General features: G+C 46.3%; 13 protein-coding genes. 7 read left to right on the top strand and 6 right to left on the bottom strand.

Annotation, left to right across the window (positions count from 1 at the left end):
* Position 1: 1 nt before the first annotated feature.
* On the bottom strand, positions 2–628 hold the full coding sequence (rsmG, locus tag B3S93_RS09175) for a 16S rRNA (guanine(527)-N(7))-methyltransferase RsmG (RefSeq protein WP_292402605.1): 627 nt from the start codon (positions 626–628) through the stop codon (positions 2–4).
* Positions 628–2,511 (bottom strand): tRNA uridine-5-carboxymethylaminomethyl(34) synthesis enzyme MnmG, encoded by a 1,884-nt coding sequence (mnmG, locus tag B3S93_RS09180; RefSeq protein WP_292402602.1) that lies wholly within the window; start codon positions 2,509–2,511, stop codon positions 628–630. Before mnmG ends, rsmG begins: the two co-directional genes overlap by 1 nt.
* 152 nt (positions 2,512–2,663) lie before the next feature.
* On the opposite strand from mnmG, the gene B3S93_RS09185 reads away from it, so the two are divergent.
* A complete protein-coding gene (locus B3S93_RS09185) occupies positions 2,664–3,023 on the top strand; it encodes a diacylglycerol kinase (RefSeq protein ID WP_292358505.1) in 360 nt (119 codons plus the stop codon).
* On the opposite strand, the gene lgt is transcribed toward B3S93_RS09185, so the two are convergent.
* Complete coding sequence (gene lgt, locus B3S93_RS09190; RefSeq protein ID WP_292402599.1) at positions 3,020–3,793, bottom strand: prolipoprotein diacylglyceryl transferase; 774 nt, start codon at positions 3,791–3,793, stop codon at positions 3,020–3,022. The two genes, B3S93_RS09185 and lgt, sit on opposite strands and share 4 nt — an antisense overlap.
* A gap of 287 nt (positions 3,794–4,080) precedes the next feature.
* Between lgt and B3S93_RS09195 the strand changes: the two genes are divergently transcribed.
* Genes B3S93_RS09195 through B3S93_RS09205 form a run of 3 tightly spaced genes read left to right on the top strand, consistent with a single transcriptional unit; the run spans position 4,081 to position 6,501 of the window.
* Positions 4,081–4,809 carry a TorF family putative porin gene (locus B3S93_RS09195; RefSeq protein ID WP_292402596.1) on the top strand — a complete coding sequence of 243 codons (729 nt, stop codon included), beginning with the start codon at positions 4,081–4,083 and terminating at the stop codon, positions 4,807–4,809.
* Positions 4,810–4,869: 60 nt separating this feature from the next.
* Positions 4,870–5,208 carry a P-II family nitrogen regulator gene (locus B3S93_RS09200; protein WP_226075668.1) on the top strand — a complete coding sequence of 113 codons (339 nt, stop codon included), beginning with the start codon at positions 4,870–4,872 and terminating at the stop codon, positions 5,206–5,208.
* Positions 5,209–5,226: 18 nt separating this feature from the next.
* On the top strand, positions 5,227–6,501 hold the full coding sequence (locus B3S93_RS09205; protein ID WP_292402593.1) for an ammonium transporter: 1,275 nt from the start codon (positions 5,227–5,229) through the stop codon (positions 6,499–6,501).
* A 70-nt stretch (positions 6,502–6,571) separates the two neighbouring features.
* Here the strand turns inward: B3S93_RS09205 and hemE are convergent, their stop codons facing one another.
* The 3 genes from hemE to gltB all read right to left on the bottom strand — a co-directional run bounded on the left by hemE (position 6,572) and on the right by gltB (position 13,691).
* Complete coding sequence (gene hemE, locus B3S93_RS09210; protein ID WP_292402589.1) at positions 6,572–7,636, bottom strand: uroporphyrinogen decarboxylase; 1,065 nt, start codon at positions 7,634–7,636, stop codon at positions 6,572–6,574.
* A gap of 134 nt (positions 7,637–7,770) precedes the next feature.
* Positions 7,771–9,177 (bottom strand): FAD-dependent oxidoreductase, encoded by a 1,407-nt coding sequence (locus B3S93_RS09215; RefSeq protein WP_292402586.1) that lies wholly within the window; start codon positions 9,175–9,177, stop codon positions 7,771–7,773.
* Between the two features lie 23 nt (positions 9,178–9,200).
* A complete protein-coding gene (gene gltB / locus B3S93_RS09220; RefSeq protein ID WP_292748688.1) occupies positions 9,201–13,691 on the bottom strand; it encodes a glutamate synthase large subunit in 4,491 nt (1,496 codons plus the stop codon).
* Positions 13,692–13,924: 233 nt separating this feature from the next.
* Between gltB and purE the strand changes: the two genes are divergently transcribed.
* From purE to B3S93_RS09235, 3 genes are read left to right on the top strand one after another with little or no spacing between them, the layout of a single operon-like run.
* On the top strand, positions 13,925–14,419 hold the full coding sequence (gene purE, locus B3S93_RS09225; protein WP_292358520.1) for a 5-(carboxyamino)imidazole ribonucleotide mutase: 495 nt from the start codon (positions 13,925–13,927) through the stop codon (positions 14,417–14,419).
* A gap of 14 nt (positions 14,420–14,433) precedes the next feature.
* Positions 14,434–15,564 (top strand): 5-(carboxyamino)imidazole ribonucleotide synthase, encoded by a 1,131-nt coding sequence (locus tag B3S93_RS09230; RefSeq protein WP_292402577.1) that lies wholly within the window; start codon positions 14,434–14,436, stop codon positions 15,562–15,564.
* Positions 15,564–15,839 carry a SelT/SelW/SelH family protein gene (locus B3S93_RS09235; protein WP_292402574.1) on the top strand — a complete coding sequence of 92 codons (276 nt, stop codon included), beginning with the start codon at positions 15,564–15,566 and terminating at the stop codon, positions 15,837–15,839. Before B3S93_RS09230 ends, B3S93_RS09235 begins: the two co-directional genes overlap by 1 nt.
* Positions 15,840–15,873 lie beyond the last annotated feature (34 nt).

A 15,873-nucleotide genomic window follows, 5' to 3' on the forward strand; every position in this document is an offset into this window, starting at 1 on the left:
ATTAATCCTTAATCAGTCTTACCAGATGCCTTTCAGCCTGATCTCCCGGGACATTCAGAGCAATCACATCTTTCAATGTAAAACCGCCGCCAACACTAGCCAGTTCCTGTTCCGGGTATACGCCTTTCATTAAAACCAGGCTGCCCGCATCATCGCAGTGTCTCGCGGCTAAATCAATAATCTCAGCAATTGTAGCGAAAGCGCGGGCGGTTATTACCTCAAATTTTGGCAGGGTAAGTTGCTCAACTCGGCCATGTATTACCGTGACATTATTCAATTTAAGCTCGGCCTTCACTTGCTGTAAAAAACGTGTTTTTTTGATATTGCTATCAAGCAGAGTCACCGCCATTTGCGGAAAACAGATCGCCACAGGAATACCTGGAAGGCCAGCCCCACTTCCAACGTCCAGCAAACTGTTGCACTGTAAATAAGGAATAAGCGACAGACTATCAAGGATATGTCGCGTCAACATGCCTTGTGGATCACGCACTGAGGTCAGGTTATAAACCTTATTCCATTTTTGCAGTAGCGCAAGATAATCCAGTAGTTGGTTTTTTTGCTGGTCGGAAAGTTGTAATTGCAGTTCAGCACAGCCCTTTTCGAGCTGTGCCTTTAAATCAACCGCCATCAGCTGGCTTCGCTCCAGCCTGAACGTTTCAAATGAACCAGCAATAATGAAACAGCAGCCGGTGTCACGCCGGAAATCCGCGCAGCCTGCCCTAAACTCTGTGGTTTGGCATTTTGTAATTTTTCACGTACTTCATTAGATAAGCCACGCACATTTTTATAATCCAAATCATCCGGCAGAGATGTATTTTCATTGCGCTGTAAACGGTTGACTTCATTTTGCTGGCGATTGATATAGCCAGCGTATTTCACCTGAATCATTACCTGCTCAGCCACATCATCAGCAACGATTTGCTCTTCGTCCAGTAATGTCATTAAGCCTTGATAATCCACACTTGGACGACGTAATAACTCGATTGCCGTACTGCTTTTGGCCAGAGGCTCACCCAGCACAGACGTCGCACGTTGTTGATCTATTTTTTCCGGTGAAACGCGCATGGTATTCAAGCGGGTGTTTTCTTTATCAATGGCTTCCAGTTTTTCACTGAATACGCTCCAGCGCTCATCATCGACAATGCCTAACTGACGGCCAATGGGTGTCAGTCGAGAATCAGCATTATCTTCGCGTAACATCAAACGATATTCCGCACGACTGGTGAACATGCGATAAGGCTCTTTGGTGCCGGAGGTGATCAAGTCATCAATTAATACACCAATATAGGCTTCATCACGACGTGGGTACCATGGCTCTAGCTCTCGAGACTGCAAGCCGGCATTAAGGCCAGCGATTAACCCCTGTGCGGCGGCTTCTTCATACCCCGTTGTACCATTGATCTGTCCGGCAAAGAACAGACCCGGCATATGTTTGGTTTCCAGCCACGGCGTTAAATCCCGCGGATCAAAAAAGTCATATTCAATGGCATAGCCAGGCCTCGTGATATGAGCATTTTCAAGACCTTTCATTGAACGCACAATCTCATATTGCACATCAAACGGCAGGCTGGTGGAAATACCATTGGGATAGACTTCGTTGCAGTTCAGACCTTCCGGTTCAAGGAATATCTGATGTGAATTCCGATCAGCAAAACGCACGACTTTATCTTCAATTGAAGGACAGTAACGTGGGCCAATGCCTTCAATTTCACCACTGTACATCGGAGATCGATCAAGATTGTTACGTATTACCTGATGAGTTTTGTCGTTGGTATGCGTGATATAACAGGATATCTGGGTTGGATGATGTTCCCGCTTGCCGAGAAAAGAAAAGACCGGTGTTGGGTTGTCACCCGGTTGTTCGGCTAACTGGGAAAAATCAATACTGCTGGTCGCGATACGCGGTGGTGTGCCGGTTTTTAATCGATCAACCCGGAACGGTAAAGCACGTAAACGTTCTGCTAGCGCCACAGAGGCAGGGTCTCCTGCCCGACCACCTTGATGACGTTGCAAACCGATATGGATGACACCACCAAGGAAAGTGCCCACTGTGAGCACCACGGTTTTAGCACCAAAGCGTAAACCTGACTGGGTGACTACACCGGCAACACGATCATTTTCGACAATCAGATCATCAACGGCTTGCTGAAATAAATACAGATTGGGCTGGGATTCAAGTACTTCACGAATAGCCGCTTTATAACGAATCCGATCAGCCTGGGCACGGGTTGCCCTGACCGCGGGTCCTTTGCTGGCATTAAGGATTCTGAACTGAATACCTGCACGGTCAGCAGCTTTTGCCATGATGCCACCCAGCGCATCAATTTCCTTAACCAGATGGCCTTTACCGATACCACCAATGGCCGGGTTACAGCTCATCTGACCTAACGTTTCAATATTCTGTGTAAGCAACAGTGTTTTTACGCCCTGGCGAGCAGCCGCTAACGCGGCTTCGGTGCCGGCATGGCCGCCGCCAACGACAATCACGTCATATTGATCTTGAAACTGCATAACTCACCCGCGATAAAAACTTGTAAAAGATTGCGAATTTTAACATGCCAGTCACAATCTTTGCCTAATATTTCAATCATTTATAATCAGTTTGGACAAATAGAGCTGATGATATGTAAATAAACCTCAATACAACAATTGGACGGAGTGACATGATTGAGAAAAATACTGGTATTAAGCGATTGCTGTTTGCTTTAGTTTATTCGTTACAAGGCCTGTATGCTGGAATCCGTTATGAATCTGCTTTTCGGCAGGAGTTTATCTTGTTGTTATTACTGGGATTTGTAAGCTTTTTTCTGGATGTCACTCCAGCCGAAAGGCTTTTGATGATCGCCTCTCTAGTCGCTGTTTTAATTGTTGAAGCGCTTAACTCGGCCATCGAGTGTGTGGTGGATCGCGTCAGCACTGATGTACATAAGCTCTCTGGCCGAGCCAAAGATTACGGCTCTCTGGCGGTATTAATGACCTTACTGCTCAGTGCAGCAACCTGGCTGATGATTTTGCTGGATTAAGTTTTTCTTTGATAAGCCCAAATTATGATAATCAAACCTGCAATGATCATCGGAACACATAACAACTGCCCCATAGTGAACCAATTGAATGCCAGATAACCATATTGCGGATCAGGAACCCTGAAAAATTCGGCGATAAAGCGGAAACACCCATAGCCCAGTAAAAACAGTCCTGAAACTGCTGCCCGTGGGCGGGTTTTTGCCGAGAACCACCAGAGAATAATAAATAGTAACAAGCCTTCCATCATTGCCTGGTAAAGCTGGGATGGATGACGCGCTAACGGACCACCTGTTGGAAACACCATAGCCCAAGGCACATCAGAAACTCTTCCCCATAACTCGCCATTGATAAAATTGCCAATTCGTCCAAAAAATAAACCTAAAGGTACTAGGGGAGCAACGAAGTCACTGATTTCAAAAAAGGAGCGGTTTGTCTTGCGACCAAATAACCAGATTGCCAGCAACACACCAAGCAAACCGCCATGGAATGACATGCCTCCCTGCCAGACCTTAAACAGGTTCAATGGGTTGTTTATCACATTTGGCAAATCATAAAAAAGTGCATAACCAATTCTGCCACCGATGATCACACCAATCGCACCATAGAAAAGCAGATCTTCTACCTGAGATTTTTCCCAACCGTGCTCATTCGCTCTCCATCTTGCCAGCATCCAGGCGGCCACAAAACCGAACAGATACATTAATCCATACCAATGAATGGCTAAAGGGCCAAGCTCAAGGGCAACTGGATCAATCTGTGGATAATTCATGTTTGGTTCTCATCTTTATTGGTGCAGGCATCATAGCAAGTCATCCATTAATCTTCATTAACAGTTTTTTGCACCATTTTTGGGCGCGACAATTTCTAAGACGCACCAAATTAAACCTTTTATTCGCAAAAAAATAAGCTCAAATTATCATAACATACTGTTATAAAACAGATTTTCAAATGTGGCATGTAATCTGCGTTAGTTGTGGCAGTCTGAATACACGGTGTTGTAAAAAATCAACGCACCGGATTCACCAAGACTAAAATAATTTAAACGAGGAGATATAAATGAAATTCAAAACGCTCTCAGCAATGTGTCTTGCTGCTACATCAGTTTTCGCTGCTTCATCAGCAATGGCATGGGAAAGCGAAGATGGTGCACATTCAACCAGTGCAAACGTCGGTCTGTTCAGCGACTACCTATTCCGTGGTATTTCTTTTACCGATGATAAACCTGCCATCCAAGGGGGGTTTGACTACGCACACTCATCTGGCCTGTACGCCGGCACATGGGCATCAAACCTTTCTATCGACGATGAAACTAATATTGAAATCGATATCTATGCCGGCTTTGCCAATGAGTTTGGTGAAAGCGGTATCGGCTATGATGTTGGTGCAGTTCGTTATATTTATCCAGGTACTGAAAATGATGAAGAGCTGGATTACAACGAATACTATGGCGGCCTTTCTTACAGCTATTTTAGTGCGACAGTTTTCTATACAAATGACTGGGGCAACACTGGGGAAGATGAACTTTATTACAAGCTTGGCTTTGATTATGACCTTCCGTACGGTTTAGCCTTATCAGCGCATTATGGATACACTGATTCCGATCGTAATGATGGTACTGACTTAAGTGATAGTTATAGTGATTACGGCATTGGTTTAACGAAAGGCTTTGCTGGTCTCGATTGGTCAGTTGGCTATTATGGAACAGACAGCGATGGTGAAGACTTTGCTGTAACTGAAGATAATGCAGATGACCGTTTTTTAATCAGTGTTAGCTCATCATTCTAAACAGCTCAAGCAGATGGCCCTGATAATCGGGGCCATCTTTTCTAAAGAAGGAATAAGCTTATGAAACAAGTTGTAGCTATTATCAAGCCCTTCAAGCTTGATGATGTCCGCGAATCACTCTCTGAAATCGGCGTACAAGGTTTAACGGTTTCTGAAGTAAAGGGTTTTGGACGTCAAAAGGGTCACACGGAGTTATACCGTGGGGCGGAGTACGTTGTGGATTTCCTGCCTAAACTGAAACTGGAAATCGCAATTGATGACGGCATTGTAGAACAAGTTATCGAAGCTATCATCAAGGGTGCTAACACCGGAAAAATCGGTGATGGCAAAATCTTCGTTTACCCACTTGAGCAAGTGGTTCGGATTCGCACTGGCGAAACCGGCCCTGATGCTCTGTAAGCTTGAGGAGACATTAACATGGAATTAGGAAATCAAATCTTCCAACTCCAGTACGCCATGGACACCTTTTACTTTTTAGTATGTGGTGCTCTGGTTATGTGGATGGCGGCTGGCTTCTCGATGCTTGAAGCAGGTCTGGTTCGTGCTAAAAATACTACTGAAATTCTGACCAAAAACGTAATGTTGTTTGCTATTGCCTGTACCTCTTATCTGGTAGTGGGTTATGACATCATGTACGGCGGCGGTTTATTCCTTGCTGGAATTGACGGCGGTGAAACATTGGTTGCTGATGCATTGGCATCATCTGCTGAAGAGGGCTTTGAAGGTGGTGCAGTTTATTCTGCTGCATCTGACTTCTTCTTCCAGGTAGTGTTTGTTGCCACGGCAATGTCTATCGTTTCAGGTGCTGTTGCTGAACGTATGAAATTATGGGCATTCGCTGCATTTGCTGTTGTGATGACTGCATTTATCTATCCTTTAGAAGGTTCCTGGACTTGGGGTGGTGCTGATGTATTTGGCATGTACAACCTGGGTGACCTTGGCTTCCTTGACTTTGCTGGTTCCGGTATCGTTCACATGGCCGGTGCTGCTGCTGCATTAGCCGGTGTTATCTTACTGGGTGCTCGTAAAGGCAAATATGGTCCTAACGGTGAAGTTCGTCCGATTCCGGGTGCAAATCTGCCATTAGCGACTTTAGGTACCTTCATCCTGTGGATGGGTTGGTTCGGCTTTAACGGCGGTTCAGTATTGAAATTAGGCGATATGGCTAGCGCTAACGCTGTTGCTATGGTGTTCCTGAACACAAATGGAGCGGCTGCAGGTGGTGTTATCGCTGCTTTGGTTGTCGCCAAATTACTATTTGGTAAAGCTGATTTAACCATGATTCTGAACGGCGCTTTGGCTGGTCTGGTAGCGATTACTGCTGGTCCAGACACACCGACTCCACTAATGGCAACCATTATCGGTGCTGTCGGTGGTGTGATTGTTGTGTTCTCAATCGTCTTTATGGACAAAGTGAAAATTGATGATCCTGTCGGTGCTATCTCTGTGCATGGTGTGGTTGGTCTTTGGGGTCTGCTTGCAGTGCCTTTGACAAACCCAGATGCCAGCTTCTCAGCACAAATCATCGGTGCAGCTACTATCTTCGTTTGGGTATTTGTTTCCAGCTTCATTGTCTGGGCAGTACTGAAAATGATTATGGGTCTGCGTGTGACCGAAGAAGAAGAATACGAAGGTGTGGATTTGGTGGAATGTGGTATGGAAGCATACCCAGAGTTCACTAACTCTAACTAAGTTTTTCTTTAACTGAAACAGAAAGGGCAGGTAAAACCTGCCCTTTTTTATGCCTGAAATTTACAACGTTTTATTGATGATACTGAACACTCTCAGCATGCACAGCATCAACCAGTGCTGCGACATGTTCAGGGTTGATAGTCGGATGGATGCCATGCCCCAGATTAAACACATGTCCACTACCGTGACCATAGGCTTTGAGGATTTCTTTTACTTCTGTTTTTATTCGCTCGGGCTGAGCATACAAGACACAAGGATCCATATTGCCTTGTAAGGCCACTTTATCACCCACCTGATAACGCGCCAGTGACAGATCGGTGGTCCAGTCCAGTCCTAACGCATCGGCTCCGACTTCAGCCATATGACTTAACCACTGCCCCCCGCCTTTGGTAAACATCGTTACCGGCACGCGTCTGCCATCATTTTCTTTGGTTAAACCGCTGATAATTTGCTGCATGTAAGCTAATGAAAATTCTTTATAGTTGGGTCCGCTTAATGCTCCGCCCCAGGTATCAAATAACATTAAGGCCTGAGCACCAGCAGCAATTTGTGCATTCAGGTAAGCAGTGACTGACTTGGCAAGCACTGATAACAAATCATGCATAACAGCAGGCGTATCAAACATCATTGCTTTGATTTTGGCGAAATCCTTGCTGGAGCTGCCTTCAACCATATAGCACGCCAATGTCCAGGGACTACCACTAAAGCCGATTAATGGAACTTTGCCATCAATTTCTCTGCGAGTCAGGCGGATAGCATCCATCACATAGCCCAGACTATCTTCCATATCCGGTACACTGAGATTGGCTACATCGGCTACACTACGGACTGTTTTGTGAAATTTTGGTCCTTCTCCGCTAACAAAATGTAAACCAAGTCCCATTGCATCAGGAATCGTCAAAATATCGGAAAAAATAATAGAAGCATCCAGATCATAACGTCGAAGAGGCTGCAGAGTGACTTCACAGGCCAGCTCCGGTGTGGTGCACAACGTCATAAAATTACCGGCTTTTTCGCGCACCTGACGATACTCTGGTAAATAACGTCCTGCCTGACGCATAATCCATATGGGAGTTTTGTCGACAGGCTGTTTTAATAAAGCACGCAGATAACGATCATTTTTTAATTCGGACACCGGAGCACCTTTTTATTGTTGATGGCAAAATTTCCTAGCTCAGAAACAAAATCGCACTGAGAGGTCTACTCAAGCGCGTAGGACCAACCCAGTGCGATAAAATTGCCACTATTTTTTCAGATATGTACTGAAGTTTAAACTTCCAGATAATCTAGAATGCCTTCAGCTGCCTGACGACCTTCCCAAACCGCGGTAACAACCAAATCAGAACCGCGAACCATATCACCGCCGGCAAAGATTTTCGGATTAGTGGTTTGATAGGCACAATTACCTTCAGCCGGGGCAACCACCCGGCCACCATCATCAATGCTGACATTGAACTTTTCAAACCATGGAGCCGGACTTGGACGGAAACCAAATGCAATAACAACCGCATCTGCTGAAATGATTTCTTCACTGCCAGCGACTGGCTCGGGACGACGACGTCCACGCTCATCGGGTTCGCCCATTGCAGTGGTCACCACTTTGACACCAGTGACTTTATTGCCATCGCCAACGATTTCAATCGGCTGACGATTCCACATAAATTCAACGCCTTCTTCACGCGCATTATTCACTTCACGACGTGAGCCAGGCATATTTTCTTCATCACGGCGATAGGCACAGATAACGTTTTTCGCACCTTGACGGATAGCAGTACGATTGCAGTCCATAGCAGTATCACCACCACCTAGAACGACTACACGCTTACCTTCCAGTGAAACATAATTTTCTGAGGGCAGATCCAGTAGTTTTTTGTTGTTGGCCACCAGATAAGGCAATGCTTCATATACGCCAGGCAATTCTTCACCCGGGAAGCCGCCTTTCATATATGTGTATGTACCCATACCCAGGAAAACAGCATCGTACTCTTCAAGCAAAGCATCAAATTCAACGTCTTTACCCACTTCAGTATTTAAACGGAATTCAATTCCCATGCCTTCCATGACTTCACGACGGCGCTTAACAACTTCTTTTTCCAGTTTGAATTCTGGAATACCAAATGTCAGCAACCCACCGATTTCCGGATAGCGGTCAAACACAACAGGCTTAACACCATTGCGTACCAATACGTCAGCAGCACCTAAGCCTGCAGGACCAGCACCAATTACAGCAACCCGTTTACCTGTATCGACAACATTGGATAAATCTGGACGCCAGCCCTGAGTCAACGCTGTATCAGTAATATATTTTTCCACTGAACCAATGGTTACTGCACCAAAACCATCATTTAAGGTACAGGCACCCTCACATAAACGATCCTGAGGACATACCCGCCCACAGATTTCAGGCAAAGTATTGGTTTGATGTGCCAGTTCAGCAGCCTGTTCCAGATTGCCTTCACTAATCAGTTTCAGCCAATTCGGAATATAGTTATGTACTGGACACTTCCACTCACAATAGGGGTTACCACATTCCAAGCAGCGGTCAGACTGCTCAGCAGCCTGAGATGCATCAAATTCCCCATAGATTTCACCAAATTGCTGTTTACGAACGTTTGCATCCAGCTTTTTTGGGTCGACACGACCTACATCTAAAAATTGAAACGTATTTTTTTTCATCGTTATTAGTTTTACCAGTTGTATCAGGCCGCTTTGGTGGCGATTTTTAATAAACCATCCAATGACGCTGCTTTGGGTTTGACCAGCCAGAATTCTTTAATCGCATGTTCGAAGCGATCCAGAATCTGGTGCGCCCAGACACTACCGGTTTCACGCACATGGTCTTCAATAAGGCCTTTTAGATGCAGAGCAGCTTCGGACATTTCGTCGCTGTCGATCCGCACCAATTCAACCAGCTCTTCGTTATAACGCTCTGCAAAGGTGTTATCCAAATCCAGCACATAAGCCAGACCGCCGGTCATACCGGCACCGAAATTGAGTCCGGTTTCGCCCAGCACAGTAACTACACCGCCGGTCATATACTCACAACCGTGATCACCAACGCCTTCAACAACCGCAACAGCGCCGGAATTACGAACAGCAAAGCGTTCACCCGCTTTACCTGCAGCATACAGTTCACCACCAGTAGCACCATATAAACAGGTGTTACCGATAATGCTGGCATTTTGGGTTTCAAAATCACTTTCCGGTGATGGGTAGATAGTCAGCTTACCTGCTGCCATGCCTTTACCAACATAGTCATTGGCATCGCCTTCAAGACGCATCTCCAGACCACCCGCATTGAATACACCAAAACTTTGTCCGCCAGAACCTTTGAGGTTCAGACGAATAGGCTTATCAATCATGCCGTAATTGCCATGAACCTTGGCGATCTCACCAGACAAACGGGCACCGATTGACCGGTTGATGTTGCGAATTTCATAACTGAATTCACCGCCGGTTTTATTGACGATGGTTTCTTTAATATCCATCACCATTTGCTCAGCCAACTCACCCTTGTCATAGGGTTCATTTTTCGGCTCAAGACAGAACTGTGGTTTGTCGGCAGGAACACCGGCATTCGACAACAATGGTTGCAGATTCAGCCCGCGCTGTTTATCGGTCGTCCCAGGAAGGATTTCAAGCAAATCAGTACGACCGATCAAATCCTGCAAACTACGCACACCCAGTTTTGCCAACCACTCACGCGTTTCACGTGCAACAAACTGGAAGTAGTTCATTACCATCTGTGGCAAGCCAATAAAGTGCTGCGTCCGCAGTTTTTCATTCTGAGTTGCAACACCAGTCGCACAGTTATTCAAATGACAAATTCGCAGATATTTACAACCCAATGCAACCATCGGACCGGTACCAAAACCAAAGCTTTCTGCACCCAGAATAGCGGCCTTGATAACATCAAGTCCGGTTTTCAAACCACCGTCAGTCTGCAGGCGCACTTTGTCACGCAAGTCATTGGCACGCAGCGTCTGATGCGCTTCACTTAAACCAAGCTCCCATGGTCCACCGGCATATTTGACCGAAGTCAGTGGGCTTGCACCTGTGCCACCGTCATAACCGGAAATGGTTATCAAATCGGCATAGGCTTTTGCAACACCTGCGGCAACGGTTCCGACGCCTGCTTGTGAGACCAGTTTTACCGATACCAATGCATCAGGGTTAACCTGTTTAAGATCAAATATCAGCTGTGCCAAATCTTCAATAGAATAGATATCATGATGTGGTGGCGGTGAAATCAATGTTACACCTGGCACAGAGTGACGCAGAGTCGCAATCATCTGATTAACTTTACCGCCAGGTAACTGACCACCTTCACCCGGTTTCGCACCTTGGGCAATTTTAATCTGCAAAACTTCAGCATTGACCAGGTAGTGTGGAGTTACACCAAAACGACCTGAGGCAATCTGTTTGATTTTGGAGACACGCTCGTTACCAAAACGATCCGGATCTTCACCACCTTCACCCGAGTTTGAACGACCACCTAAGCGGTTCATCGCAATTGCCAGCGCTTCATGCGCTTCGGGCGATAACGCTCCTAAGGACATACCTGCGCTGTCAAAGCGTTGCAGAATAGCGCCAGTGTCTTCTACTTCTTCGATATCCAACGGCGTTTCGGCCAGTTTGACATCCAGCAAGTCACGCAACACCATTGCAGGACGCTCGTTCACCAAAGCGGCATAGGCCTTATAGTCATCATAACTACCGCCTTGAACCGCTTTCTGTAAGGTGCCAATTACATCCGGGTTATAAGCATGGTACTCACCGCCATGGATGAATTTCAGCAAACCACCTTGATCGCGTTTTTTACGTTGATTCCAAGCCAGTTTATTCAGCTGTAACTGATCGTTATGTAACGCATCAAAATCAGCACCATTCACGCGACTGGTTGTCGCAGTAAAACACTTGTCGACAACAGCATCATTCAGGCCAACGATTTCAAACAATTGTGCCCCACGATAGCTGGCAATTGTCGAGATGCCCATTTTCGAGGTGATTTTGAATAAACCTTTATTTATGCCCTTACGATAATGACGACATAACTCGGCATGTTCGACATCTCTGATTTCATTGGTGGCACGCAGATCCTGCAGGCAGGCATAGGCAAGATAAGGATAAATTGCCGTCGCACCATAGCCCAGCAATACACCGAAGTGATGTGGATCACGAGCTGTCGCGGTTTCAACGATGATATTTGCATCACAGCGTAAACCAGCTTTAATCAGATGCTGATGCACCGCACCGGTTGCCAGTAAAGCATGCACCGGCAATGTGTCTTTGGAAATATCACGGTCACTTAGTACTAATACGACATTGCCATCACGCACGGCATTTTCTGCATCAGCACAAATGTTATCAATCGCTTTTTCCAAACCTATTTCAGGCTGATAATTCAGAGAGATACGGTAAGATTTGTATTCAGGATCGTTATCGCCGAGCTTGAGGATCTGATTAAACAGTTTTTCGGTTAATACAGGCGAATCAAGTACCACACGCTGGGCATGGTCTTCACCTTCTTCAAACAGGTTACGCTCTTCACCAATACACGTCTCCAGAGACATGACGATGTTTTCACGTAATGGATCGATAGGTGGATTGGTGACCTGGGCAAACTGTTGACGGAAATAGTCATACAGTGAACGGACTTTCTCAGACATCACCGCAAACGGGCTATCATCACCCATTGATCCGGTTGCTTCCTGACCAAGCTCACCTAATACACGAATGACCTGATCACGTTCTTCAAAACTGACGCCGAACATTTTTTCATAGATATCCAGCTCATCGCCCTGAATTGCAGGCAATGTATGCTCGTCATCTTTCTCTGTGTCGTGAAGACGCTGCAGATTATTATCCAGCCACTCGCGGTATGGCTGTGCTTTTTTGAGCATATTGTTGATATCTTCAGGCATCAACAATTCACCGGTCTGGGTATCTACCGCCAGCATCTGACCAGGTTTCAGTCGTCCCTTTTCAACCACATCTTCCGGCTGATAGTTGTACACGCCTACTTCAGAAGCCAACGTAATATGACGGTCTTTGGTAATTACATAACGGGCTGGACGCAAACCATTACGGTCCAAGGTACATGCTGCATAACGACCATCAGTGATAACTACACCCGCTGGACCATCCCATGGTTCCATATGCATGGAATTAAAATCATAGAATGCCTTGAGGTCAGCATCCATAGTGGGATCATTCTGCCAAGCAGGTGGGATCAGTAAACGCATTGCACGGAACATGCTTACGCCACCAGCTAACAAGGCTTCCAGCATATTATCCATACTGGATGAGTCAGAACCGCTGGTGCCAACTAATGGGCGGATATCTTCCATATTCTCGATTAACGAGGTGGCAAATTTTGCACCACGCGCCAAGGCCCAGTTCCGGTTGCCTTGAACAGTATTGATTTCGCCATTGTGTGCGAGATAACGGAATGGCTGAGCCAGACGCCATTGCGGCCAGGTATTGGTAGAGAAACGCTGATGGAACACACAAATCGCAGTTTCCATGCGTTCATCACTGAGATCTTTATAAAACACTGGCAAATATGAAGGCATTACCAGGCCTTTATAAGACACCACTTGTGATGACAGGCTTGGAATGTAGAAATCTTTATCGTCTGTAATGGCTTTTTCAGCTTTACGGCGCGCGATATATAGATTGCGTTCAAATGCCGCATCATCCATAGACTCGCCAGCATTAACAAATACATGGCGCATCTTCGGTAGCAGCCGCAGGGCTTCCTGACCACATGCTGCTTCAGGTTCAACGGGCACTTCACGCCAGCCAGCGATTTGCAGGCCTTGTTCGATGAGTTTTGCGGTAACTGCGTCCTGCGCTAACTGTGCTTTAGTGTCGTCCTGTGACAGAAATACCATACCCACTGCATAGCGCTTTGCCAGCGAAAAGCCAAGCTCTTCGGCAATAGCTTTAAAAAAGCTGTCAGGTTTTTTTAGCAATAAACCACAACCGTCGCCGGTTTTGCCATCCGCACCGATTGCACCACGATGGGTCAGGTTACCCAGTGCTTCAATGGCTGTCTTAACAAGCCAGTGACTGGGTTTACCATCCATCTGAGCAATAAGTCCGAATCCGCAGTTATCGCGCTCAAATTCAGGTCTGTAAAGACCTTGTGTTAGTTCTGTTGGCTGACTCACGTCACATACCTTCATCGTTTGTTAGCGCCGTCGCAGCTCCACTCCGGTAGTTAAACCGGCACAGCTATGTCTAAACTGAGGAGCGTCGCACAAAAACACGGCAGAAAGGATCACCTAGTATAACGATTGATCCGGTACCATTCAATTCTAGCTGCATTTTTTTGACAACAACCAACAGCAGTAAATTTTCCTATTTTCAATAAAATAGCTAAAATGCACTGCTTTTCTGACAAACAATCGGACTAACAATGGACAAACCACTGGTAGGCGTAGTGATGGGCAGTAATAGTGACTGGCCAGTCATGCAAAAAGCCGTTGAACAACTTGAAGCTTTTGGCGTTGCCTACGAAACTCAGGTTGTATCTGCTCACCGAACCCCCGATCTGCTGACCGAATATGCCAAAACGGCTAAAAGTAAAGGGTTAAGCTGCATCATCGCGGGAGCTGGTGGAGCCGCCCATTTGCCAGGTATGCTCGCGGCGAACACATTAGTCCCGGTACTCGGTGTTCCGGTTCCTTCGCGTTACCTCAAAGGCCAGGACTCTCTTTTATCCATTGTACAAATGCCTAAAGGTATTCCGGTTGCTACCTTTGCCATTGGTGAAGCTGGCGCTGCAAATGCTGCTTTGTTTGCTATTGCCCAGCTGGCAATTCATGACACAAAACTGGCAGCAAAACTGGAACAGTTCCGCAAAAACCAGCATCAGGCCGTGCTGGATATGACACTTCCCCCATTAGCATAGAACTGAGGATGTAGATGATTTTACCAGGTGCCACATTAGGAATGCTTGGCGGCGGTCAGTTGGGCCGCATGTTTACCACCGCGGCCCAGACGATGGGCTACAAAGTTATTGTGCTGGATCCAGACAAAAACAGTCCTGCCGGAATTATCGCTGATCAGCATATCTGTTCCGCTTACACTGATGAAGCCGCCTTGACCGAGCTGGCTCAGCATTGTGCAGCAATCACTACCGAGTTTGAGAATATTCCGGCCAGCACCCTGGCCTTTCTCGAAAAACGTACTGTTGTGCACCCCTCCTCATCTGCTCTGGCCAGCACGCAAAACCGCAATACAGAGAAAAACTTTATTCGTGCGCAAGGCATTGCCACCGTGCCGTTTGTCCGCATAACCCATCGGGATGATTTTGCTGATATCAGCACTCAGATTAAATTCCCGGCCATTCTTAAAGTCGCAACCTTTGGCTATGACGGAAAAGGTCAGATTGTTTGTGAGGATTTACAGGCTGCTTATGAAGCTTTTGAGGCTTTAGGCCAAAAAGAATGTGTGCTGGAACAGCGAATCGATTTGGAGCGTGAGATTTCGGTTGTTCTGGCGCGTGGTGAAGATGGTCAGATCACCGCTTTCCCGGTCGCAGAAAATGTCCACATCAACGGAATTTTACATTCAACCACTGTGCCTAGTGCTGCCGCTGAAACACAGCAACATGCTGCTATTGAAATGGCCAGTAAAATTGCTGATGGACTTGATTACGTTGGCACTATGGCAGTTGAGTTTTTCGTTTCCAAGCAAGGCGAAATAATTGCCAATGAAATTGCCCCTCGTCCGCATAATTCGGGTCATTACACACTGGATGCCTGCAGAACCTCACAATTTGAACAACAGGTACGCATGTTATGCGGTTTACCCGCTGGAAGCTCCAAATTAATATCCCCTGTGGTGATGATTAATCTACTGGGTGATGTATGGGGAAACAGTCAACCTGGCTGGGATAAGCTACTCAATAAACCAGATATTAAACTGCATTTGTATGGCAAGAGAGAAGCCCGTGCTGGACGCAAGATGGGCCACTTTAATGTTCTGGCGGACACTCCTGAATTGGCAATGCAATCCGCCAATATGGTGTTTGACGACATCAAGGCAGATTAATGCATAGCGTTACCATTGTTTACTGTACCCAATGTCGATGGATGCTCCGTGCGGCCTGGATGGCGCAGGAGTTGCTCAGCACCTTTGATGGAGAGATTGCAGAATTAACACTTAAACCGAGTACCGGCGGTACTTTTGAGGTTACAGCAGACAATCAGTTGGCCTGGTCTAGAAAACAAGAAGGCCGTTTCCCGGAAATTACGGAGTTAAAGCAGCGGGTCCGCGACATAATTGCCCCTGAGCAGGATTTAGGTCATTCGGATCGGAAAAACTAAAATGCCACTTTGGTGAATTAAAAAAGGGACGTTT

Origin of the sequence: Methylophaga sp. UBA3613 (assembly GCF_002375415.1) — a bacterium.
In the GTDB taxonomy this organism is placed as follows: domain Bacteria; phylum Pseudomonadota; class Gammaproteobacteria; order Nitrosococcales; family Methylophagaceae; genus Methylophaga.